The following is a 23,405-nucleotide window of genomic DNA, read 5'->3' on the forward strand; positions in this document are numbered from 1 at the left end:
GTAAGTGATCATGGGCTATCGTAAACTAGGGCGTCGTTCATCGCATCGTAGATCTATGTTAAGAAATTTAACAACTGACTTTTTGCGACACGGTCGTATTGAAACGACTGAAACACGTGCTAAAGAATTACGTCGAATAGCAGAAAAAATGATTACGTTAGGCAAACGTGGGGATTTACACGCTCGCCGTCAAGCCTTAGCATATATTTATGATGAAGCAGTAGTTTCTCGTTTATTCGAGGAAATTGCTCCAAAATATGCAGAAGTAAATGGTGGATATACACGTATCATTAAAGGTAATTTACGTAGAGGTGACTCAGCTCCTAGAGCAATTATTGAGTTAGTATAAATAAATAAGTGGCTACTCACGAATACTGAGAAGCCACTTTTTTAATACATAAGATTCTGTTAGCTAATTTCCACATTAATTACAACAGGGGTCAGGCCTCTTGCTTGTAAGAAAGTTATTGCTTTCAGTGTAAACTTAACTAATTGATTTAGAGAAAGGTAGCCCTGTTGAGGCCAGACCCCACTGTGAGGTTAGCCAGACGTTTGGGGTTGATGTTTACTAGATACAAGATTTAAGTGTAGTGAACGACCTCTGTGTCGTTCAAGTAGCCAGCTGATAGTATCTTTAAAAGCTCACACTAAAAACACCAAGCCAAACACTAAGTCGGGACATTTCTTGACTTGAAAAAGGCTAAGTAAATTTACAGCTTTATGTTAATTTTACTTTGCAACGTGGTAGGAGGCTGTAACCGAATGATGTGTCCTGTATTAAAACTGGCAATCGCAACCGTGGCTTACGCAAACATTAGCAATCAAAGGCTCTGCGGAATAGATTTTCAATATACTCTGTATTAGTCAAAACGAGGATTTTATGATGGGTTTCCATAAAAACAAACACGGGATGACACAAGGCCATCCCCTACATGGGAACAATTTGCATGATACGGTTAGATACTTTGCACGTGGTGAGAGCCACAATCCGAATGATATGTTCCAGCTCGAACACTGGTATTTGCAAACCGTTGCTTACTTAAAAACCAGCAAGCCAAAGGCTTTGCGGAATAGATTTCAATATACTCTGTGTTAGTCAAAACAAGGATTTTATGATGGATTTCCATAAAAACAAACACGGGATGACACAAGGACATCCCCTACATGGGAACAATTTGTATGAAACCGTTAGATACATTGCACCATGGTAGGAGGCTGTAACCGAATGATGTGTCCTGTATTTAAAACTGGCAATCGCAACCGTGGCTTACGCAAACATTAGCAATCAAAGGCTCTGCGGAATAGATTTTCAATATACTCTGTATTAGTCAAAACGAGGATTTTATGATGGGTTTCCATAAAAACAAATACGGGATGACACAAGGCCATCCCCTACATGGGAACAATTTGTATGATACGGTTAGATACTTTGCACCGTGGTGAGAGCCACAATCCGAATGATATGTTCCAGCGTCGCACACTGGTATTTGCAAACCGTTGCTTACTTAAAAACCAGCAAGCCAAAGGCTTTGCGGAATATATTTCAATATACTCTGTGTTAGTCAAAACGAGGATTTTATGATGGGTTTCCATAAAAACAAATACGGGATGACACAAGGCCATCCCCTACATGGGAACAATTTGCATGATACGGTTAGATACTTTGCACCGTTGTGAGAGCCACAATCCGAATGATGTGTCCCAGCAGCGAACATTGGCATTAGCAATCGGTATGTCAAACACTTACTCCCAATGATTTTTACACTAATACTTCTGCCCACAAATATAAACAATTTAAAAATTGTATTCAAAACAAATTTTCTTTATAATATATAATGTTTAATTAGGAGCTAAATAATAGGGGTTAAAAAAATGAGCAATTTAATTATAGAGTGTAAAAACATTAACTTTAAATACGATAAAGAAGAACAGAACAAAGTTCTTAACAACATAAATCTTACAATTAATGAGGGTGAATTTGTTTGTATAGTTGGAGCAAATGGCTCTGGTAAATCAACCTTAGCTAAAATGTTTAATGCTTTGCTATTGCCAGATTCCGGTGAAGTGAACGTAGTAGGTTATAAAACTAGCGACGAAGCAAATACTCAAAAGATACGGCAAAAAGTTGGTATGGTTTTTCAAAATCCAGATAACCAAATAGTAGCAACTATAGTAGAAGAAGATGTTGCTTTTGGTCCTGAAAACCTAGGCATACCTCCACTAGAGATAAGAGAACGAGTAAACGAATCACTTAAAACAGTGGGTATGTATAATTACCGTATGCATGCACCCCATTTATTGTCGGGTGGTCAAAAGCAACGTATTGCTATTGCAGGGGTGTTAGCAATAACCCCGCAGGTAATAATACTAGATGAAGCAACAGCCATGTTAGATCCAAATGGACGAAAAGAAGTAATGGAGACCATTAAACAATTGCATAAAGAAAAAAACATAACCGTTATTTTAATAACCCATCATATGGATGAGGTTGTAAATGCAGATAGAGTTTTAGTGATGTCTGGTGGAGAAATTCAAATAGATGATAACCCTGTAAACGTATTTAGCTTAGGTCGAAAGCTAAAAAATTATGGTTTAGATTTGCCCCAAATAGCATCCTTAGCAGTAAGCCTAAAAGAGAACGGCTTAAACATTAATACAGGAATCCTAACTATAGAAGAGATGGTAAATGCCTTATGCCAATTAAACTAAAAAACGTAAGCTGTATATATAACCCCAAAACACCCTTTGAAGTATATGCCTTAAAAGAAATAGATTTAGAAATAAGTGATGGCTCTTATGTAGCCATAATTGGGCAAACAGGTTCGGGTAAATCTACCTTAATACAGCATTTTAATGGACTAATATTGCCAAGTTCTGGTTCAGTTACAGTAAATCAACTAGCTATGAGTGATAAAAAAAATAGACGCCAAATAAGAAAAGACGTTGGCATAGTATTTCAGTACCCTGAGCATCAGCTATTCGAGGAAACTGTATTTAAAGATATAGCTTTTGGACCCACAAACATGGGTATGAGTAAAAACGAAATTGAAAAGGCTGTAATAAGCTCTCTTAAAGCTGTAGGATTAAGTGAAGACTTACTTGAAGAATCACCCTTCGATTTAAGCGGAGGGCAAATGCGAAGGGTTGCAATTGCTGGAGTGTTAGCTATGAGTCCTAAAATATTAGTGTTAGATGAGCCTACTGCTGGGCTTGACCCAAAGGCCAGACATGCTATATTACAAATGATAAATAAAATACACCAAAAGCATAAAATAACAATTATTTTAGTTACCCACGATATGGAGCAGGCCGCAGCTTATGCTAGTAGAGTGGTGGTAATGAATAACGGAACTATTGTATACGACGGAAAACCAAGAGAGGTATTTAAAAACATAAATGAACTTAAAGAGTTAGGCTTGGATGTACCTCCTGTAACCCTTTTGTGTTACAAGCTCAAGCAGCTAGGTTATAAAGTACCACAGCTACCTTTAACCATTAGCGAGGCTAAGGAAATAATACTAAAGAATATCGGGGTGAAAAGCAATGCTGAATAATATTACAATTGGACAGTATATTCCCGGTAATTCAGCTGTGCATAAAATTGACCCTAGAGTGAAAATACTGCTAACAATCTTCTTTGTAGTGGTTCTATTTATTGCCAAGGGTTTTTATTCGTACTTAACTATTGCGCTCTTTACAATGGCAATTATAGCAATCTCAAGGGTAGGTATAAAAGTAATACTAAAGGGCTTAAAGCCTTTAGTTATAATAATTGGCTTAACAGTAATACTACATGCTTTATTTAATAAAAATGGTGAGCTATTATGGAGCATTGGTCCTCTTAAAATATACTCCGAGGGTCTTTACTTTGGTTTGCTAATGGCAAGCAGATTAATACTACTAATAACCTTTACTTCACTGTTAACACTTACAACATCACCGATTGCTTTAACTGATGGTATAGAGCGATTGTTATCGCCATTTAAACGCATTGGTTTACCCGCTCATGAGCTAGCAATGATGATGACCATAGCCTTAAGATTTATACCAACTTTGTTAGAAGAGGCTCAAAAAATAATGAAAGCCCAGCAGTCTCGAGGTGCAGATTTTGAAACAGGTAAATTAGTTGAAAGAGCCAAAGCCTTAATACCACTTTTAGTGCCACTTTTTGTGAGCGCTTTTAGAAGAGCAGATGATTTGGCAATGGCTATGGAAGCAAGGTGTTACCAAGGGGGAGAGGGTAGAACCCGAATGAAGATCCTAAAGCTAAGATTTATAGATTTTGTTTCGTTTGCAGTGATGATAGCTTTATGTACCTTAATACTCTATCTGAAATCGTATGCTATATGAGAAGTATATTAATATCTATAAGCTATGATGGCACTGATTTTTGTGGCTGGCAAAGGCAAAGCAAAGATAGAACTGTTCAGCAAGTTATCGAAGATAACTTAAGCCGAGTATGTAAGGAAAAAGTCACTATAACAGGATGCAGTAGAACAGATGCAGGAGTTCATGCCCTTGACCAAAAGGCAACATTTAAAACAATCTGCAATATACCAACCAATAAATTTGCGTTAGTTTTAAATGCCGAACTTCCCAATGATATTTTAATTACAAACTGTGAAGAAGTAGACATAAATTTTCACCCTCGCCATGAGGCAAAAAGTAAACAATATGAGTACCTTATTCAAAATAGCTTAGCCATAGACATAAGAGATTTAAGATATTGTTGGCATATAACACAACAGCTAAATATTGCTGAAATGCAAAAGGCGTGCAGCTATTTTATAGGTGAACACGACTTTTCAACCTTTTGTGCCGCTGGTAGCAAGGTCATAAATCGAGTTCGCACTGTCTCTAAAGCTGAACTGACTGTAATAGAAAACAATAAATTGAAATTTACAATTGAAGGCAATGGTTTTTTATATAAAATGGTAAGAATTATGGTTGGTAGCTTAGTGAATGTAGGTTTAGGCAAAATTAAATCCACCGATTTACCTAATATCATCCTCTCTAAGTGTAGAGATAATGCCACGACTACTGCCCCTGCCAAGGGATTATGCCTAAAGAATATTGAATATAAATAGATATAGCAGTGGACTAAGTGATGCCGCTATTGATTAATGTAACTGTAAATAGTTCATAATAGCTAATCTAATTTTAGGTGCTTTGTAAAACTAATATAAAAAAGATTTATAATTGTAACAAAAAATCGTTAAAAAAACTTGACGTGAGCTCAAGTTTCTATTAAAATAATTGGAGTGTCTTTTATTGCAATTGTTACTTGCCCCGTTGCAATTGTAGTGAAAATATAATTGAAGAAATAAAGGAGGGACGACCATGCGTACTTATATGGCTAAACCAGCTGAGGTTGAGCATAAGTGGTATGTTGTGGACGTTGCCGGGCAAACTCTTGGTCGTGTGGCCAGTGAGATTGCTGTTATTTTACGCGGCAAGCACAAACCTGAATATACCCCCCATATCGATACTGGGGATTTTGTAATAGTAATTAACGCAGATAAAGTTGTTTTAACTGGTAATAAGTTAGAGCAAAAAGAATTCCAACGATACTCAGGATATCCAGGCGGACTTAAGAGAATTAAGTATGCTGAAATAATGGAAAAGACACCTGAAAGAGCAGTAGAAAAAGCAGTAAAAGGTATGTTACCTAAGAACAAATTAGGTCGCAAAATGATTAAAAAATTAAAAGTTTACGCTGGTGCGGAGCATCCTCACCAAGCGCAGCAGCCCGAAGCTTGGGAACTGCGTCGACAATAGGATAGGAGGGGAAGCTAATAATGGCACAACAATTACAATATTGGGGAACCGGCCGAAGAAAAAAAGCTGTTGCTAGAGTTCGTTTAGTTCCTGGTAGTGGAAAAATTGTTATTAACGGCAAAGATATCAATGATTACTTTGGTTTAGAGACATTAAAAGTTATCTCTCGTCAACCATTAGAGTTAACAAAAACATCTGGTATGTATGATGTATTTGTTAATGTTCATGGCGGTGGATTCTCTGGTCAAGCTGGTGCAATTCGTCACGGAATAGCTCGTGCGTTAATTGTAGCTGACAAAGAGAGTTATAGAAAGCCTCTTAAAAAAGCTGGCTTCTTAACAAGAGATTCACGCATGAAAGAGCGTAAAAAGCCTGGTCTTAAAAAGGCTCGTCGTGCTCCACAGTTCTCTAAGCGTTAAGATTTCAAATATAACAAAACCCCGAAACTATATAGTTACGGGGTTTTTTACTATTGGTTTTAGCCTTTTGAGCCGAGGAACTGTGCATCATAAAATCATTAGTTATGTTTAAATGATTAGTAAATTATAGAAAAATATCTTAAATAAAAGTTAAGTTGAAATACACTAATATGGTTATCAAAGGCAACTGGCTTAATGGCTTCTTGCCAATATTTGTAGAGCATAAACTAATTAAATACATAATAGAACTCTTAGAGTATCATAAATAGTTATCTGTAATAAACAAATTGCTTAGGAAAAATTTTGAACAGTACAACCCCTAAATTATTCACTTTAGGGATATTTTATATTTAAGGAGTGTGTGCAAATGTTTAATAAGAAATTCGTTATCGGAGCAATAATCATTATTATAGTTTTATTAGTGATTGTAGCTAATAACATCAACTACTCTGCTACATCTAGTAAAGATATAAATCCAACTATCTTATTTCAAACTAGCAAGAGTAGTGATGAAGTTAATTACACAATTAGCATTAATAAAATGATAGATACGTATATTATTGCTAGCGCATTATACCTGGATTTTGATAGTAGAATAATACTGCCTAATACCGAAGAACATTCAATCTATAAAAAAGCCAAAGAATTCTTTATACCATATAAAAATCACAGTTTTATTAAGTCTATGCATAAATATGTTAATAATGGCGATGTGAATGGAGATGTTATTGGAGTTTTATTGTCCTATAGTCCTACAGCCTCTTTAAATAAACTACATAATGTTGATGATAAGTATAAAAGGTACTTATTTAAGGAAGATAAAGACATTGAAATTTTTATAAGAGGTCTTAAAGACTTTTATAAAGATAGCAATGCAAATAAATTTTTTAGTTGTAATAAAGCATTGGATAGAAAAGTAAAAACCTATATTCAAAAGAATACTAAAGAGAGTAAAATAATTGAATTAATAAAATCTACAGAAGAATATGTAAATACTAAAAATAAATACTTTGGAGAATTACCTGTAGCGTATGAAACAGTACTAACAATTTTTAGACCGTCAATGGCAAGTTTTTATTCATATGAGACAAAGAATGGATTTAAAATAATATCTTTTCAATCACCAAATGATATTTCTCAAAACCCATACAAACTAGATATTTGCAATTTCGTTGAAAATGTCATTCACGAATTTCTTCATTCATACATAAACGAACCAATATATAATATAACAATCAGTAATTGCAAAGATATAAGCAAATACTATACTAGTATCGTTAATAACAAAATGTATAGTAGTATGCCACTAACTAGACAGATAGATGAATATATAGTGAGAGCTATTGAAGGTAGAATCTACAGTCAAACGTTTGGGGAGGAATATGCTAAAAAAACAATTATTAATAAAGAAATTGAATTTGGGGGATTTGAGAGATTAGGTGAAATTTATAACATGCTAAGTAATTATGAAAAAGACAGAGATAAATATCTAGCCATAGATGATTTTTTACCTCAACTAGTGGAGGAATTAACTAGACGGGCTGAATAGGTATTTACAAGCTAAGATAAAAACGCAGCTATTTATGTTTAGCAATTATAATTAAAAATATTAGTGAATTGTGAATTATATTACAATTATTAACAAGGCTGTGTTAATCCATAAGCCTCAAGATGTATTTCCTTAAGGCTTGTAGTAAGTCATAGGCACAACTTTGTAGGGGCGAATCTCGTGTTCGCCTGTGTCTTGAACTACTTGAAATTATAGTAAAGAACCTCCCACTCAAAAAGTCAGTTCAACCTTATTGGTTTCAAGCTTCCTGTTGTATGCTACAATACAAATACCTAATTAATGGAGGGGAATTTATGATTAAGCCACTACTAACAACAGGAGACACAGTGGGCATAATAGCTTGCTCCGACGGAATGAAGGAAAATCAAAGAATCATATTGACAAATGTAATTAAGCAATTAAGCAATATAGGTTTAAAAATAGAGTTAGCTAAAACGATTTTTAGAGTACAGGCAGAACTTAGTGGAACAGCACAGGAGAGAGCACATGAGTTAATGAAGCTTTTTACAAATAAAAACATTAAAGCCATCTTTGATATTTCGGGTGGAGATTCAGCAAATCAAATACTACCATACTTAAACTATCAAGCAATACAACAAAACGCTAAACCTTATTTTGGTATAAGTGACCTTACAGTTTTACTAAATGCATTAACTACCTGTAGTAACATACCAACCTATCACTATATGATAAGAAACCTAGTTGATGAATATGCGGATAGGCAGCTACTGCTGTTCCAAAATAGCTTTATGATAGGCAAAGATGATATCTATAATATTAACTATAATTGGGTAAATGGCAATGAAATGCAGGGTATGGTTATAGGCGGTAATATTAGATGCTTTCTTAAGTTAGCTGGTACAAAGTACCTACCTAATGCAAATGGTAAAATATTATTTTTAGAGAGCTTGGGTGGTAGTGTCAACAGAATAGGTTCTTTATTAGCACAGCTAAAGCAAATGAATTATTTACAAAAAATAAGCGGTATAATACTAGGTACTTTTTCACAGCTTGAGTTAGAACAAACTCAACCAACAAAAGAGGAAATGGTATTAAATATAACTAGTGATCTTAATATACCGATTATTAGAACAAGTGAATTAGGTCACGGTAAAAATGCTCATTGTCTTGTAATTGGTAAACAATACTCATTTAGAAAGAAAAAATAATAGTACATATCACTATATTTGCAATACATAAATAATATTATTTAATTTCCATATATTGACTTTTACTAAAGCTAACTATACAATTTTAAAAAGGGGTGTAGTAATATAGGAGGCTGTAAAAATGAAAAAATATATATCTATGTTTTTAATAACTTCAATTTTAGTGTTAAACTTTGCAGTTGTTGCCCAAGCTAACCCATTTATTCCACCATTTGATCCTATGACAATGCTGTTTTATAAAGGACTTAATGATGATGGTGTAATGGTAACCATAATATGTGAAGCTATAGACTTTCAATTAGAGGTTTGGAATAACAATGTTAAAAATGGACCAGTGTATTTTGAAAGTGGCCCTAATTTAGGTGAAATTGCTGGAGACATTAGATACGGAACAGTTTATTGGCGTTAATAAATTATAGACTTAACAAAAATTTAAATTATATAACTTAAAGTAAGGTAAAATATAATAAAAACAGTTACAATATACAGACAACAAAGTTATATTTAACTTATTAATATACAAAATCGTACTACACTCCTCTAAACAATCCTTAGTAAATCCAATAAGACCTACCATTTTAACTCAGCCTAGTGCAATCTAGCTTTATATATAAAACAGATAAAAATAGAAATAATTTACATAAAAATAGATATTGATTTTATATTAAGAAAATTGAAGAATAAGTTTAAAAGAGGGTAATGAATGAAAACAGTCTATAAAAAAAGAATAAGAACAACTATCTTAACTATCCTTACGTTGTTTATTTTATTATATAATATTCCTTTTAATATTAATAAGAAGATTAAAGCCATAGAAATAAAGCTAGATGACCCTAACTATATGGAGAAGAGAACTATTAATATTGTAGGAAAATATCATTTTAACTTATTTATCAGCGATATTTTTAGAGGTCGAATAAATGCCTTTGAGTATGGACCAACAACTGAAGAATTGCGTGATTTTAAGTTTCGAGAATACTCATGCTGTTTAAACTATAAGTATAAAACTTCTATTAGACCTGGTGGATGTTATAATTACGATATAACTCCTTTAGGATCACTTTATGCTATGCCACTTATGAAAAAAACAGTAATAAGAATACGGGATTACAATGAAAATGGTAAAAGAGGTGGATGGCCTTTAGGTAACTATTTTTTGGTGGCGAATGCTAATAACCGTGAAGAGGCCTTAAAAATATTAGAGAAATATAAAATATCAACTAACTAAAAAGTATTTAATAATATGTTTCCGGTATTTATAATTCTTTGATTAGCAAAATTAAAGCTACTAATAATCAACAATTATACTAAGAAAATAATTGTTAAGAGACTCTACTTCAGTATTACAACAAACATTAATCACTTCATTTTCAGCTAACGTATCTATCTCAAAATATTTTTTATTAAAATTACCTTTAGCAAAATATCCAATTTTACAATCATGCTTCTGCTTACCAGAGATGTTTTTTAAGCTCAAAAAAATATTAGTGTTTTGGTCGTTAACAGGTAAGCAGTAAGATATAAGCCTAAAATAGGGTGTTGTTTTATCTTTTTCAGGATAGTTGCCATCAAAATATATAATATAATTTTTAGGGCTCTGTATTCTCTTATCATGAATGCATAGCTCCTTCCATTCACTATTCCAACTAACTTGCAAATCACAACTATCAATTAAAACCCTTATAGGAATAAACATTAGTTCAAAAACACCATTAAATTTAGCTGGAGCAACATCCATTATGTGGGTTTTACCATTAATGTAAGCGGTTTTACATCCTATGGCAAGTTTAATCTCATTACCTAAAAACCTAAAAGTTCTTTGTTTAGTTTCTTTATCATAACCTACATAGTTAACATTTAAAGCCTGCATAGCAATAGACATTGGTATCATTAGTCTATTGCTATCTTTGTCGATGTAATAATTTCGATTAGATTTTAGTGCTAAAACAATACAATCATCAACTTTAAGTTTTGGCATTTCTTCTGCATTAGCTAAAGGGGCTAACAATAATATTATAGCTAAAGTAAAAAACATTTTTTTCACATTAATTCCCTCTGTTTCTTTTTTTCATAAATATACCATAAAATACAATATATAAACAGAGGTATGGATCAAAAACTTTATCATAAATGAGTGGTCATTAGAGTATAAAACAAAATGATATACTATTACGAACGGAGAACCATCTACTTCGTATGTTTTGGAGTGAGCAGGCAGAGGTCTGACCCTTGTTGTAATTTAAGCATGTAGTAATGACTTATATTAAATTGTCAGTAATTAAGTTGTTTAAGGCATTAATTGGCTTACTTATCATAATACCTATTCCCATCTCATAAAATTGTAAAGTAATTATATCTATAACGAATTTATTAATAGTTCGTTCTTCAATGGAGTGAGTGAGATTGTTAAAAAAACTAAAAGTCATATTTTTAATCTTTATGATGTTAGTGTTGTTATTATTATCACGCGACTACTACGTTGCGCAGGTTTCTGGAGAAATGTTTAGTTGGGGAGAAATGGTTATTGTCATAGATGCAGGGCATGGGGGTATAGACTCGGGTTGTACGGGCAACGGCTTACTCGAAAAAGATATTACATTAGCTTTAAGCAATGAAACAGCACGGCTTTTAAGAGCCTGTGGTATCATGACAGTTTGTACGCGAGTGGATGATGTTGCCTTAAAGGAAAAAAACGATGATATAACATATCGTAACCGCTGGCGGCTTGATTTAGCCCGTAGAGTAGAGATAGCTCAAGAAGCAAATGCCAACGCCTTAATATCTATTCATATTAATAGTATTAGAAGCAGTAAATGGCGTGGAGCACAAGTATTTTATGACCCAGAGAAAAAAGACAGTAAATACTTAGCAGATATTATTCAAAAGCAGCTTAACAAAGTAACCAATGGAAAACGACTTAGTAATACAGGAGATTATTATGTAACAAGAGAATCAAACATGCCTAGTGTTATCGTAGAAGCTGGCTTTTTATCTAACTCTAGTGAAGCAAAGCTTTTGGCAGATTTAGGGTACCAAAAACAAATAGCTTGGGCCATTGTTAGTGGTATTTTAAATTGGCTAGATAACAACGTTATTCATCAATAATACCTACAAAAATATAAGCTAAAACCTTGCTTTATGGCAAGGTTTTTATTTTTTAGAAAAATAAAAATAATATTAGAAAGTATATTGTTAAATGTAAAATAATAACTTATAATGGTTATATAAGACTAATTAACTATTAAATTATAGTTTATTATATTTATTATGTTAAGAAGTCTCAGTATCTATAATATTAAGATTTTTTATATTTATTATTATCAAAAATACTTACGAAAGGAGTGAAAACTATGAAGTACAAAACTCCTAGCTTAATTAGTATTGAAGAGATATCTAGAGGATGTAGTGGTGGTAACTGCTGTAATGGCAAGCCAGGTCAAGAGCTAGAACAAAGATAGTTAATAACAACTTAATTTAAGCTAATATAGATGGCTGAGACTTTTTATATTTATATAAGAATCTTCAAACCAGAATTATTAAAGTAACTAAAATAGAGCTTTTTACTCTATTAATAAAATTATCATACAATTAGGAGGGCGAAAATGGATATTAGTTTAAGCGATAAATTTAAGTGGATTTTAAAAGAAAGCGGAGGTTATATTTATAGCTTTGAAGATAAAAGTGTTAAAGTTATTAATGAAACAGGGGTCTATATTTTACAAAACATAACAAATTGCAGTATGGAAGAGTTAGCAGATAATATGACTGAACGTTATAAAGATACTAAGAGAGAAGACCTATACAGAGATATAAATAGCTTTATAAACCAATTGCAGTCGGAGGGTTATTTATGCGTAAACAAATAGACAGACTTTACATAACCCTTACAAATCAATGTAATATGAGATGTCCACATTGCTGGATATCAGCAGGTGAGGCTCATGATGAAAGAAAAATTGAGTTTAGGGAGTATAAAAACGTAATTGATTCTTTATTAAATTATGGTCTTAAAACAATTAAAGTAACTGGTGGAGAGCCACTCATCAAAAAAGACTTAGTTAAATCATTATTAGCCTATTGTAATGAAAAATCTTTAAGCTTTAACGTAGAAACAAATGGCTTACTTATAGATGATGAATATCTTGAGTTATTTAAAAATGCTAAAGATATAGAGCTAGGCTTAAGCTTAGATTTTCCCAATGACATGCATGATAGCTTTAGAAAGTTTCCAGATGCATTTAACATTATAAAAAATGTTTTAATTAAGCTCAATAAAAATAATATATCAAACTCAGTCGTAATGACTGTTCATAAAGGCAACTATCACTTTATGGAGCAGCTTGCCGACTTAGTAATAGGTGAGTTTGGTGGTACATTTGTTAAGTACCTAGTTTGTAGAGAATCTGGAAGAGCAGAAACAGAAATGCTTAATGAGTTATTAAATCCTAGTGAAATAATCAATTTCTATAAAGAAGTGATTAGAATAGCCCATAAATACCCCAAAAAAATAACGGCTATGATTCCAACCGCATTCCAAGAAATAGATAGCGAATTAATTGTTGGAACATGTGATTTTGATAAAATAATTAGTGTTTTACCAGATGGCTCTATAGCATTATGTGGCATTGGTATTAACAACCCCGAAACTGTCTTAGGTAAAATTAGTGTAGATTCTATTTCAAATATCGTTGAAAACAACATGCTTTTAGAGAAAATAAGAAGTCAGAACAAAGTATATACCGGAGTATGTGGGGTTTGTATTTTTAACAAAGTTTGTGCCAATATTTGTCCTGCAAGCTCTTACTCGTCATATAATACCTATTTTGGGCCATATCCTATTTGCCAAAAACTATATGAAGCTGGTTTATTCCCTCAAGAATATGTTATTGGTGAAGCAGCTGTATGATAGAACTAGATACCTTATACCTCAGATTTGCAGACAGTATAGCTATTAACGAACACTTAATAATAAAGGGTATTAAAGAAGCCAAAGAGCTAAGTGCTAAAAACATCAAGTTTTTTGGTAACTCTACCAGAGATAAAGAGCTTTTTAAACGACTAGTAAAACAAATTGTGGCGTTAAATATGGCTGTTGAAATAGACATTAATATAACTGATATTGATTTAGAGTTAGTAGAATTCATTAAAGAGCATGCCGCCTCAGTTAAATTTGGTTTAAATATAACGCCCCCCTATAACTTAAATGATATAAACATTAATTGTAAGGGTTTATTAGTAAATATAAATATCAACAACAATAATATTAATTTTATACCAGATATTATAGATAGCTATATCTATAAACATGGCTTTAGAAGAGTAAAGCTTTACTTTAATCTACATAGTCTTGATTACGATAAATATCAAAATTTAGTAAAGTATATCTTACAACACTACAGTGAATATGGAGATAAGTTATATACTGCCATTCCCTATGTCTTTTTAGAGCAGCGTAATCTAAAACTAGCACGCAGAGTATGTAATTATCATAAAGTAGTAGGTCTGTTTACGGACGGTGTAATTACTGCATGTGGTATTAAAAGAAGTAGATCTGATGAATCTTATAATTTGAAACAAAAAAGCTTACTACAAATAATTACTTCGCATGAAAAAATAATAAAATTACACCAAATGAAACCCAGTGATTTAGTAGGTGTTTGTAAAATTTGTGTATTTAAAAATTACTGTGGCAATATTTGCCCAGCAGCAGTATATAACCATAGTGGTGCTTTTAACAAGTCATTTAGAGATTGTCAGCTACTATACGATAAGGGGTTATTTCCAAATGAATATCTTACAGTCTAATTCTTTGTTACCTTTAGAAACAAAAAATTGTTTAGACATAAATATAGATCACGAGTGGTTTATTACAAAAAGCTATAACATTAACATGCAAAACTTAAGTGAACTGCAACGATTTGTTATGGAATTTAAAAGGCAAGATTTAAACAACCTTGTTGAATGTTACTGGGGTAATAAACAGGTTAAGTATGGAATTTGTTATAAGTACTCAACTGTTTTGTGTGCATTATTATTAAAGAACTTTGCAAAAAAAGATATATATGTATTGATATGTCACGATACAGGGCATAATTTTTATAACTCTATTCATGCATCTGTAATATATTTATTAAATGATCAATGGATTGAAATTGATTTAACGAAAGAAAAAGCTGAATTAGCTGTTAGCACAATACCTCTTGAGGCAATGGCAGATAGAGTAATATGCTTATTTAACAATAATACCAGCTTTATTAACATAAACAAAAATTTAAGCTATCAAGTTTAACTAATGAGTATGCGTTTATAAAGTCTCTGGTATCTATTAAGTGTATTATAGTAGTTAATTTTATTAACCAAATTACATAGGAAAGGAGGGATAAATGTGAAATACAACGTACCTAGAATTAAATCTTTAGAAGAAGTATCAAGAGGTTGTGGTGCAGGAGATTGTTGTAATGGTAAACCAACAGAGCCCGAGCAGAAATTTAATTAAAGTCTAACTTAATAAATAGATACTAGAGACTTTTTTTTTATAAGTCTAGTAAAACCAAAATTATGAGGAATATTATAATGGAAAATATATTTAAGATAAAAAATGTTTGTAAAACATATAAAAATGGTGTACAAGCTAATAATAATATTTGTTTAAACATTGATAAAGGCGAAATATTTGGTTTATTTGGCCCAAATGGTGCGGGAAAAACTACCCTTATTAAACAAATAACTACCCTAATAAAGCCTACGTCAGGTACTATTGATATATTTGGTAAAGACCTTTATGAGAATATTCCTTTAGCTATTAACAATATTTCTTATTTAGGACAAGCTACAGCTGCTTTCTCAACATATAGATTCGAAGATGTTATTTTACATGCTGGTATGCATAGGGGATTATCTAAAAAAGAAACTATAAAGCAAACAAATTATTTAATCGATAGATTTAATATGAATAAAAAAAGAAAAAGACTAAGATATCAGTTATCAGGGGGAGAGCGTAAGCTTTCTATGTTATTGGCTACTTTTATAGGTAATAATCCAATCTTAATATTAGATGAGCCCACTAATCAACTTGACCCACGACACAGAGCGAAGGTTTGGCAATATCTTATAGAACTAAATAAAGAGCAAAATACAACAATTGTTTTAGTAACTCACAATGTAATAGAAGCAGAAAATGTGATAAATAGAGTAGCTATTATTGATGACGGCAAGATTTGCGCTAATGGTTCACAGGGTGAATTAAAAAAACAGGTAAGTGACGAGGTAAAAATTATAGTTACATTTAAAGGTCAAGTTGATTTAAGTAACATTAAAAATGAATACAAACAAATCCAAAAAGATAAGTATTGCATTTATACCGATAGCTCTAATATGTCTGTTGTATTCGACTCCCTAGTTAAATCAGTAGGTTTAACAAAAATCGACGATTTTAGAGTAACCACACCAACCCTAGAGGATGTTTATACTAAACTAACAAGGAGAGAGTGGGATGGAAAATAATAAAATTAAAAAATTCTTTATAGACTACTGGTGGATACTAAAAGGTAAACTGTATGATATGCGTCTTGAGTGGAAATTTTACATAATACTAATTTCTCTATCTCCATTAAGCTACTTATTTTTCCTATGGTTTTATGGAGGCATGGGTGATTATAGTAAAAATCTCTATATAGTAACTGGTTCGGTGGCTAATAGTGCTGTAACAGCAGCAATGCTTGGGTTAGGGCAAAGCATTGGTTCTTTGCGTTTAAGCCACGTTATGGAATACTACGCTACTTATCCTATTTCCAAACTATCTTTTATACTTGCTTTAGCTAGTAAGGGCGTGATATTTTCTATTCCATCAGCAATTATAATATTAGTAATAGGTGGTCCAGTATTAGGGGTTCCAGTTATATCGAACCTTATTCCAATCTTTATTGTTTACTTTGCTGGTGCCTTTAGCTTAGCTGGATTGGGTGCAATCATTGGTTTTTATGGGTCTACCCCTTACTCATCCAGTATGATAACTCAAATAGTTAGTCCCTTAATAGTTTTATTTGCTCCTGTTTATTTTCCACTATTTAAATTGCCAAGATTTTTGCAAATAAGCTCACATGTAATTCCAACTACCTATGTAGCGAGGGGCATGCGTCAGGCTATAACTACCCCTTATAGTACAGGCTATTGGTTAAATATTTTAATACTTTTAGGCTTCACTATAGTTGGTTTAGTAGCCAGTGTTTATAAAACATCTTGGCGTGTTACATCAACAGAAGCCAAATAAACAATAAAACTATTGTTAAATGAGTAGCAGACATTTAACTTTTGTACAAATTACCCCAATATAAATTGAGTGAAAATAATTGCTTGGTATACTTTAAATAAACTTACATACTTATATTATTATAGAACTGATAAATCTTACAATTATAAGAGTCAGTTCTTTTTAATGTCAAGTGAAGTATAAAATTTACTCAAAATAATATAATAATTCTGAAAAATCAGAAAAAAACAGCAGGAATTTTAACTTCATTCTATAATATAATATATGTTAAAACTTCCATAATTTATAAATATTCAATACTATGAATATATATAAGCGGAAAGATAAAAAAACAGGAGGTAATGTGTTGAAAAAAATTATTATTATGGGCGCTGCTGGTAGAGATTTTCATAACTTTAACGTAAGATATCGTGATAATGAGGATTATCAGGTAGTTGCATTTACAGCAACTCAAATTCCAGATATTGATGGCAGAAAATATCCTGCAGAATTAGCTGGAAAACTTTATCCTAATGGCATTCCTATATATGATGAGGAAATGTTACCACAATTAATCAAGGAGCATAATATTGAGGAAGTAGTTTTTGCTTATAGTGACGTTCCGTATGACTATTTAGGTCATCGTTTATCTATAGTCAATGGTTCTGGTGCCGACTTTACCTTCTTAAATCCAGAGTCTACAATGATAAAATCTGTTAAACCTTTAGTAGCTGTTTGTGCAGTAAGAACTGGTGTTGGTAAAAGTCAAACTACTAGAGCAGTATGCAAAAAGCTTAAAGAAATGGGTCATAATGTGGTTGCAATTCGTCACCCAATGCCTTATGGTGACTTAGTTAAACAAGCAGTTCAAAGATTTGCTACTTATGCTGATTTAGATGTACATGAGTGTACTATTGAAGAGCGTGAAGAGTACGAACCTCATATCGATAAAGGCATTATTGTTTATTCTGGTGTTGATTACGAGGCAATTTTACGTGAGGCTGAAAAAGAGGCCGATGTAATTGTTTGGGATGGTGGAAATAATGATACCCCATTTTATAAACCAGACCTGCTAATTACTTTAGTAGACCCCCATAGAGCTGGTAATGAACTTGCTTATTACCCAGGCGAAACAAACCTACGAATCGCCGATGTTTGTTTAATTAATAAAGTTGATACTGCCAGATTTGATGATATTAATACTGTACGTGAAAATATAAGTATGGCTAATCCGCAAGCAGTTGTCATAGATGGTGCGTCTCCAATCTTTGTTAATAATTCAGAAGAGATTAGAGGTAAACGTGTTTTAGTAATTGAAGATGGTCCAACCCTAACACATGGTGAAATGACTTATGGAGCTGGTGTTGTTGCTGCTAAAAAGTTTGGTGCTGGTGAATTAGTAGACCCAAGACCTTACGCTAAAGGGACTTTAGCAGAAACATTTAAAAAATATAGTCATATAACTGAGATTTTACCTGCCATGGGTTATGGCGAAAAACAAATGAAAGATCTACAAGAAACAATTGATTCAATTCCTTGTGATTTAGTAATAGCGGCTACTCCTATAGATTTAACTCGAGTTATAAAAGTTAATAAACCAATGTTAAGAGTTTACTATGAACTCGAAGAAATTGGCGAACCAAAACTCTGTGAAGTACTAAAGAAATTCCAAAAATAACTGCGTTACATATTTTTACACAAATAACAAAATCGAAGTTTCAAAATCTTGACAAACATAATAAATTATTATAGACTTTCAACAAGTCTATTTTTTTTTGTTCCAATACTTTGATATTCAAACTATTGGAATTTCAAATAATAACAAAGCGGAGTGTGTACATGGATAATAGAGATACAAGGATTGACTTAATTAATACTTATTTAGTACGGCTATTTAATCAAATATTAGCTATAGAAGAAAAATCTTTAACAGATGCAGGACTAACTAATTTATCTATGACAGAAATGCATACTATTGAGGCGGTTGGTTTCCATGAACCTTGCACTATGTCAATCATAGCAAAGTATTTACGTATAACTCTGGGTACACTAACAACATCTATAAATCGCTTAGTTAAAAAGGGTTATGTAACAAGATACAGAGACAGTGAAGACAGGCGCAAAGTACTTGTTGAGCTTACTCAAAAGGGTAAAGAAGCAGATATAGTTCATTCTGAGTTTCATAAAAGAATGGTTGGTCAAATGACTGACGATTTAAAGCTTCAGGATAAAGTGGTTTTAATGAGAAGTCTACGTAATCTTAAACATTTTTTTGACAAAGAATATAGAGATGTAAGTGGATTTAGTATTAAAAATGAAAATATAGAGTAAAAGGGGATCAAAAATAGTGAGAGCAGCTATTACAGGTTGGGGCGGTTATGTACCAGATAATAAGGTCAATAACCATTTTCTATCTACCATCGTAGATACAAGTGATGAGTGGATTAGAACCAGAACTGGCATAAAAAATAGATTCATATCAACAGGTGAGAATACATCTCATTTAGCAATTGAGGCCTCTAAGCAGGCATTAGTAAATAGTAACTTAAAAGCAAAAGAGCTAGATTTAATAATAGTAGCAACAGTAACCCCCGATAGCTACACTCCAGCAACTGCCTGTTTGGTCCAGGCAGCTTTAGGTGCGTCAAAAGCTGTAGCTTTTGACGTAACTGCTGGTTGTTCAGGGTTTATTTATGGTATGAACATTGCCAAAAATTTTATTGAAAATGGAAATGTACAAAATGCCTTAGTAATTGGAGCAGAGACATTGTCTAAGGTAACCAACTGGCAAGATCGTAATACCTGCGTGTTATTTGGAGATGGTGCAGGTGCAGTAATATTACAGGCCTCAAGATTACAAGGAATACTTGCTAGTGATTTGGGAACAGCAGGAGATGTTGACGGTTTATTAACTATTCCAGCAGCGCCTTTGCGAAACCCATTTATAAAAGGTGAAATTAAAAATAGCTATATTACCATGCAAGGACAAAAGGTATTTAAATTTGCTGTTAAAGCAATGCGTAAGAGCATAGAAAAAGTTCTTGATGATGCAAAATTAACTTTAAAAGACATAAAGTATGTAATACCACATCAAGCCAATAATAGAATAATAGATTATGTTGCTAAAAAAATGAAAGCAGATAACAAAAAATTCTATAAAAATATTGAAAATATTGGTAATACATCTGCTGCAACAATACCAATAGCTTTCAACCAAATGATATCACAAGGCTTATTAAATAAAGGAGACAAAGTAATTATGGTTGGCTTCGGAGGAGGCCTAACTTGGGGGGCGGTGTTAGTAGAACTATAAAACTTACAAACCAAAACAAAGCAAATAAAACATTAACTTAAATATAAGGAGTATTAAAAAATGACATTTGATAAAGTAAGAGAAATCTTAGTAGAGAACCTTGGTGTGAGTGAAGATGAAGTTGCCATACAGAGTCATATTCAAAATGATTTAGGTGCTGACTCATTAGATATCGTTGAAATCGTTATGAGTGTAGAAGATGTTTTTGGCGTTGCTGTGGAAGAAGACCATATTCGCAGTGTTAAAACCGTACAAGACTTAGTAACATACATCGATAGCCACAAAAACTAAGTGGTGTAAAAATGTTAAATAGCATATGTGAATTACTAGATATAAAATACCCTATTATACAAGGTGGTATGGCATGGATTTCTGATGCTAACCTATCTTCAGCAGTATCTAATGCAGGTGGTTTAGGAGTTATTGCCGCTGGCAATCATAACGCAGAGTGGCTCAGGGCTGAAATAAAAAAGGCCCGCAACTTAACTTCTAAACCCCTTGGGGTAAACATAATGCTACTTAGTCCACATGTTAATGAGGTAGCTCAAGTAGTATGCGAAGAAAAGGTTGATGTAGTTATAACAGGAGCAGGAAATCCGGGTACTTACCTTAACATGTGGAAAGAAGCCGGTATTAAAGTAATACCAGTTATTCCATCTGTAGCACTAGCAAGAAGACTAGAGCAAAAGGGAGTAGATGCCGTAATATGTGAAGGCATGGAAGCCGGAGGTCATATTGGTTCCTTAACAACTATGGCATTAGTGCCCCAAATAGTTGATGCAGTAAATATCCCTGTAATAGCAGCGGGAGGAATAGCAGATAGCCGTGGTGTTTTAGCTGTTTTAGCTTTAGGAGCAACCGGCGTGCAAATTGGTACTCGTTTTTTAGTAGCAAAAGAATGCAATATTCACTCAAATTATAAAGAAAAAGTAATAAAATCTCGAGATAGAGATACTGTAATAACTGGTGTAAGCACAGGTCACCCTGTAAGGTCACTAAAAAACAAACTTACTCGTGAATATCAAAAGCTTGAAAAAAGTGGAGCAAGTCATGAAGAACTAAACAAATTAGGACAAGGTAGCTTACGAAAAGCTGCTATTGAAGGTGACATGAATTTTGGCTCTCCTATGGCAGGTCAAATCGCTGCTTTAGTAACAAAAGAACAGAGTGTGCAAGAAATTATACATGACCTTATTGAAAATATCCCCAGTGTTTTAACCAAAATAATGGAGGTAAATAAATGGGCAAAATAGCTGTATTATTTCCTGGCCAAGGGTCACAGTATGTAGGCATGGGGCAGGATATATATCAAAATCTTCAGCAAAGTAAACAGATATTTGACCTTGCAGACAAAAGCCTTAACTATAAACTTTCCGATTTGTGTTTTAATGGTCCGGAAGAAGACCTAAAAAAAACAGAGATAACCCAGCCTGCAATGCTAACAGTTTGTATGGCATTGTATGAAGCCTTAAAGGAAAAAGAAATTACGGTTAAAGCTACAGCTGGGTTAAGCTTAGGTGAATATTGCTCGCTAGTTGCTGCTGGCATTATAAGCTTTGAAGAAGCGGTAGTTTTAGTTCAAAAACGAGGCAAATATATGCAGGAGGCAGTACCTTTTGGGGTTGGCACTATGGCAGCAATAATAGGCTTAGATGCTGATGCAATAAATAACATTTGTCAGCAAGTTGAGGGTGTTGTAGAGGTTGCTAACTACAATTGCCCGGGTCAAATTGTTATTGGCGGAGAAATTGAGTCAGTAGAAAAGGCCTGTAAATTATGCCTAGAAAAGGGAGCAAAAAAAGCAGTTAGATTAGCTGTTAGTGCCCCATTTCATACCTCAATGTTACAGCCTGCCAAAGAGTTACTAGCTGAGGAATTAACTAAAGTAAACATAAACAAAGCTACGATGCCTGTTGTATCAAGTGTAACAGGTGATTTTATTAGTAATAAAACAGTAATAAGAGATCTATTAGCATTACAAGTATGTAGTAGCGTGCAGTGGGAGAAGGCTATGCGTACTTTACTAAATGAAGGCTTTGATACCTTTATTGAAGTGGGTCCAGGAAAAACCCTAAGAAGTTTTATGAGAAGAATAGATAAAAAGGCCAAAGTCATTAACGTATATAACATCGAAACCCTCAATAAAGCTATTGAAACACTGGAGGCAAATTAATGAAGCAAATAGCTATTATAACAGGCGCTAGCCGAGGCATTGGTCAAGCTATCGCTATACATTTAAGTAAAATGGGCATGAATATTGCCCTTAATTTTTATGGAAAAGATGATGAAATAACTGAAACCCTAAAGCTTTGTGAGCAAAATGGGTCAGAATGTATTATAAATAACAGCGATATTAGCAATTTTAACAATGCTAAAGAATTAATCACACAAACCCATAAACACTTTGGCAGAATTGATGTATTAGTAAATAACGCTGGTATTACCAGAGATAATTTATTAATGCGAATGAGCGAGGCTGAGTTTGATTCAGTTTTAGCTGTTAACTTAAAGGGTGCTTTTAACTGTACTAAACACATCAGTAGAATTATGTTAAAACAACGCAGTGGATCAATTGTAAACATTGCCTCTGTTGTGGGTATAACTGGTAACTTGGGGCAAGCAAACTATGCTGCCTCTAAAGCAGGCTTAATTGGTTTCACAAAGTCTGTAGCTAAAGAATTTTCCTCAAGAGGAGTAAGAGCTAATGCCATTGCACCTGGGTTTATTGAAACCTCTATGACTGAGGTACTATCTACAGAAATAAGGAATGAGATGTTAAAAAATATCCCCCTTAAACGTTACGGAAAACCTAGTGATGTAGCAGAAGCTGTAGGTTTTTTAGTAAGCGATTCTGCCTCTTACATTACAGGACAAGTACTGTGTGTAGATGGCGGAATGGTGATGTAGG

Annotated in this window: 26 protein-coding genes; 25 read left to right on the forward strand and 1 reads right to left on the reverse strand. The window is 33.2% G+C overall.

The features are described 5' to 3' along the window. Positions 1-7: 7 nt before the first annotated feature. The 11 genes from rplQ (at position 8) to IMX26_RS14220 (ending at position 10,164) form a co-directional block, all read left to right on the forward strand. Positions 8-349: a 50S ribosomal protein L17 gene (gene rplQ / locus IMX26_RS14170; protein ID WP_207729355.1), complete on the forward strand. Its 342-nt coding sequence runs from the start codon at positions 8-10 to the stop codon at positions 347-349. A gap of 1,523 nt (positions 350-1,872) precedes the next feature. Next, a complete protein-coding gene (locus IMX26_RS14175; protein WP_195159023.1) occupies positions 1,873-2,709 on the forward strand; it encodes an energy-coupling factor transporter ATPase in 837 nt (278 codons plus the stop codon). Beyond that, a complete protein-coding gene (locus IMX26_RS14180) occupies positions 2,694-3,554 on the forward strand; it encodes an energy-coupling factor transporter ATPase (protein WP_195159024.1) in 861 nt (286 codons plus the stop codon). Before IMX26_RS14175 ends, IMX26_RS14180 begins: the two co-directional genes overlap by 16 nt. Further along, a complete protein-coding gene (locus IMX26_RS14185; RefSeq protein WP_195159025.1) occupies positions 3,544-4,350 on the forward strand; it encodes an energy-coupling factor transporter transmembrane component T in 807 nt (268 codons plus the stop codon). The genes IMX26_RS14180 and IMX26_RS14185 overlap by 11 nt, the downstream gene beginning before the upstream one ends. After that, positions 4,347-5,087, forward strand: a complete 741-nt coding sequence (truA, locus tag IMX26_RS14190) for a tRNA pseudouridine(38-40) synthase TruA (RefSeq protein WP_195159026.1) — start codon at positions 4,347-4,349, stop codon at positions 5,085-5,087. Before IMX26_RS14185 ends, truA begins: the two co-directional genes overlap by 4 nt. A gap of 253 nt (positions 5,088-5,340) precedes the next feature. Beyond that, the gene (rplM, locus tag IMX26_RS14195) at positions 5,341-5,778 is read left to right on the forward strand and encodes a 50S ribosomal protein L13 (RefSeq protein ID WP_195159027.1); all 438 of its coding nucleotides are present in this window, start codon (positions 5,341-5,343) and stop codon (positions 5,776-5,778) included. 20 nt (positions 5,779-5,798) lie between these two features. After that, the gene (rpsI, locus tag IMX26_RS14200; protein WP_195159028.1) at positions 5,799-6,197 is read left to right on the forward strand and encodes a 30S ribosomal protein S9; all 399 of its coding nucleotides are present in this window, start codon (positions 5,799-5,801) and stop codon (positions 6,195-6,197) included. Positions 6,198-6,564: 367 nt separating this feature from the next. After that, complete coding sequence (locus tag IMX26_RS14205; protein WP_195159029.1) at positions 6,565-7,746, forward strand: DUF4932 domain-containing protein; 1,182 nt, start codon at positions 6,565-6,567, stop codon at positions 7,744-7,746. A 314-nt stretch (positions 7,747-8,060) separates the two neighbouring features. Beyond that, the gene (locus IMX26_RS14210) at positions 8,061-8,936 is read left to right on the forward strand and encodes an LD-carboxypeptidase (protein ID WP_195159030.1); all 876 of its coding nucleotides are present in this window, start codon (positions 8,061-8,063) and stop codon (positions 8,934-8,936) included. A gap of 121 nt (positions 8,937-9,057) precedes the next feature. Continuing rightward, the gene (locus tag IMX26_RS14215; RefSeq protein WP_195159031.1) at positions 9,058-9,345 is read left to right on the forward strand and encodes a hypothetical protein; all 288 of its coding nucleotides are present in this window, start codon (positions 9,058-9,060) and stop codon (positions 9,343-9,345) included. A 294-nt stretch (positions 9,346-9,639) separates the two neighbouring features. Then, positions 9,640-10,164, forward strand: coding sequence for a hypothetical protein (locus IMX26_RS14220; protein WP_195159032.1), 525 nt, complete (start codon positions 9,640-9,642; stop codon positions 10,162-10,164). A gap of 60 nt (positions 10,165-10,224) precedes the next feature. Here IMX26_RS14220 and IMX26_RS14225 read toward each other — a convergent pair whose 3' ends face one another. Further along, the gene (locus tag IMX26_RS14225) at positions 10,225-10,971 is read right to left on the reverse strand and encodes a copper amine oxidase N-terminal domain-containing protein (RefSeq protein WP_243259365.1); all 747 of its coding nucleotides are present in this window, start codon (positions 10,969-10,971) and stop codon (positions 10,225-10,227) included. A 368-nt stretch (positions 10,972-11,339) separates the two neighbouring features. On the opposite strand from IMX26_RS14225, the gene IMX26_RS14230 reads away from it, so the two are divergent. From IMX26_RS14230 to fabG, 14 genes are all read left to right on the forward strand, one after another. Beyond that, complete coding sequence (locus IMX26_RS14230; protein WP_195159034.1) at positions 11,340-12,041, forward strand: N-acetylmuramoyl-L-alanine amidase; 702 nt, start codon at positions 11,340-11,342, stop codon at positions 12,039-12,041. A gap of 497 nt (positions 12,042-12,538) precedes the next feature. Next, positions 12,539-12,802: a PqqD family protein gene (locus tag IMX26_RS14235; protein WP_195159035.1), complete on the forward strand. Its 264-nt coding sequence runs from the start codon at positions 12,539-12,541 to the stop codon at positions 12,800-12,802. Beyond that, positions 12,787-13,842 (forward strand): radical SAM protein, encoded by a 1,056-nt coding sequence (locus tag IMX26_RS14240; protein ID WP_195159036.1) that lies wholly within the window; start codon positions 12,787-12,789, stop codon positions 13,840-13,842. Before IMX26_RS14235 ends, IMX26_RS14240 begins: the two co-directional genes overlap by 16 nt. Beyond that, positions 13,839-14,741, forward strand: coding sequence for a hypothetical protein (locus tag IMX26_RS14245; protein WP_195159037.1), 903 nt, complete (start codon positions 13,839-13,841; stop codon positions 14,739-14,741). Before IMX26_RS14240 ends, IMX26_RS14245 begins: the two co-directional genes overlap by 4 nt. Continuing rightward, positions 14,722-15,225: a hypothetical protein gene (locus IMX26_RS14250; protein WP_195159038.1), complete on the forward strand. Its 504-nt coding sequence runs from the start codon at positions 14,722-14,724 to the stop codon at positions 15,223-15,225. Before IMX26_RS14245 ends, IMX26_RS14250 begins: the two co-directional genes overlap by 20 nt. Positions 15,226-15,509: 284 nt before the next feature. Further along, entirely contained in the window at positions 15,510-16,439 is a 930-nt protein-coding gene (locus tag IMX26_RS14255; protein WP_195159039.1) for an ABC transporter ATP-binding protein, read from the forward strand. After that, positions 16,429-17,205, forward strand: coding sequence for an ABC transporter permease (locus tag IMX26_RS14260; protein WP_195159040.1), 777 nt, complete (start codon positions 16,429-16,431; stop codon positions 17,203-17,205). Before IMX26_RS14255 ends, IMX26_RS14260 begins: the two co-directional genes overlap by 11 nt. 343 nt (positions 17,206-17,548) lie before the next feature. After that, positions 17,549-18,862, forward strand: a complete 1,314-nt coding sequence (locus tag IMX26_RS14265) for a cyclic 2,3-diphosphoglycerate synthase (protein ID WP_347707867.1) — start codon at positions 17,549-17,551, stop codon at positions 18,860-18,862. A 161-nt stretch (positions 18,863-19,023) separates the two neighbouring features. Continuing rightward, complete coding sequence (locus IMX26_RS14270; protein ID WP_195159042.1) at positions 19,024-19,515, forward strand: MarR family transcriptional regulator; 492 nt, start codon at positions 19,024-19,026, stop codon at positions 19,513-19,515. Positions 19,516-19,528: 13 nt separating this feature from the next. Continuing rightward, complete coding sequence (locus IMX26_RS14275; RefSeq protein ID WP_195161417.1) at positions 19,529-20,497, forward strand: beta-ketoacyl-ACP synthase III; 969 nt, start codon at positions 19,529-19,531, stop codon at positions 20,495-20,497. A gap of 60 nt (positions 20,498-20,557) precedes the next feature. After that, positions 20,558-20,788, forward strand: a complete 231-nt coding sequence (acpP, locus tag IMX26_RS14280) for an acyl carrier protein (RefSeq protein ID WP_195159043.1) — start codon at positions 20,558-20,560, stop codon at positions 20,786-20,788. A gap of 11 nt (positions 20,789-20,799) precedes the next feature. After that, complete coding sequence (fabK, locus tag IMX26_RS14285; RefSeq protein ID WP_195159044.1) at positions 20,800-21,750, forward strand: enoyl-[acyl-carrier-protein] reductase FabK; 951 nt, start codon at positions 20,800-20,802, stop codon at positions 21,748-21,750. Further along, positions 21,738-22,670, forward strand: a complete 933-nt coding sequence (fabD, locus tag IMX26_RS14290; RefSeq protein WP_195159045.1) for an ACP S-malonyltransferase — start codon at positions 21,738-21,740, stop codon at positions 22,668-22,670. The genes fabK and fabD overlap by 13 nt, the downstream gene beginning before the upstream one ends. Next, complete coding sequence (gene fabG / locus IMX26_RS14295; RefSeq protein ID WP_195159046.1) at positions 22,670-23,404, forward strand: 3-oxoacyl-[acyl-carrier-protein] reductase; 735 nt, start codon at positions 22,670-22,672, stop codon at positions 23,402-23,404. Before fabD ends, fabG begins: the two co-directional genes overlap by 1 nt. Position 23,405 lies beyond the last annotated feature (1 nt).

This window comes from Clostridium sp. 'deep sea', assembly GCF_014931565.1.
Lineage (GTDB): Bacteria > Bacillota > UBA994 > PWPR01 > PWPR01.